At 44.7% G+C, this 827-nt stretch carries 1 protein-coding gene; it reads left to right on the plus strand.

From position 1 onward, the window contains the following. Positions 1 to 827 (plus strand): ATPase, T2SS/T4P/T4SS family (locus ACS8FD_RS18825; protein WP_439276973.1); only part of this gene is annotated, 827 nt, incomplete at both ends.

Raw genomic sequence — 827 nt, forward strand, 5'->3', positions numbered from 1 at the left:
GAAGAAGGTGACAGCGGTGAAACCACACTTGCTGACGGTGTCGATGAAGCCCCTGTTGTGAAGTTTGTAAATAAAATGCTGGTCGATGCGATTCGTATGGGAGCGTCCGATTTGCATTTCGAGCCCTATGAGAAATCTTATCGGGTGCGCTTTCGAGTCGATGGTGTGATGGAAAAAATAGCAAATCCGCCCGTACAGCTGGCGGGTAAAATTGCAGCTCGCCTCAAAGTGATGTCACAAATGGATATCTCAGAGCGGCGCATACCACAAGACGGCCGTATTAAGCTTAAACTGTCCAAAAATAAAGCGATTGATTTTCGTGTGAACTCGTTGCCAACCTTATTTGGTGAAAAGGTGGTACTCCGTATTTTAGATCCTTCTGCTGCAAAGCTTGGTATCGATGCTTTGGGTTATGAGCCTGACCAAAAAGAGATGTTTTTAGAAGCGCTTCATAAGCCGCAAGGTATGCTATTGATTACTGGACCGACAGGCTCTGGTAAAACGGTATCGTTATACACCGGTATCAATATTTTGAATACCGGAGCGACCAACATCTCTACCGCTGAAGATCCTGTTGAGATTAACCTTGAGGGTATCAATCAGGTCAATGTGAATTCGAAAGTAGGTCTAACATTCTCTAATGCTCTAAAATCATTTTTGCGTCAAGATCCAGATATTGTCATGGTTGGTGAGATTCGCGATCTTGAAACGGCTGAAATTGCTATCAAGGCGGCTCAGACAGGGCATATGGTTCTCTCAACACTACACACCAATTCAGCGCCTGAAACCTTAACGCGTTTACGCAATATGGGCGTTGCCTCATTTAA

The sequence above is a fragment of the Psychrobacter sp. 1U2 genome, from assembly GCF_051847575.1.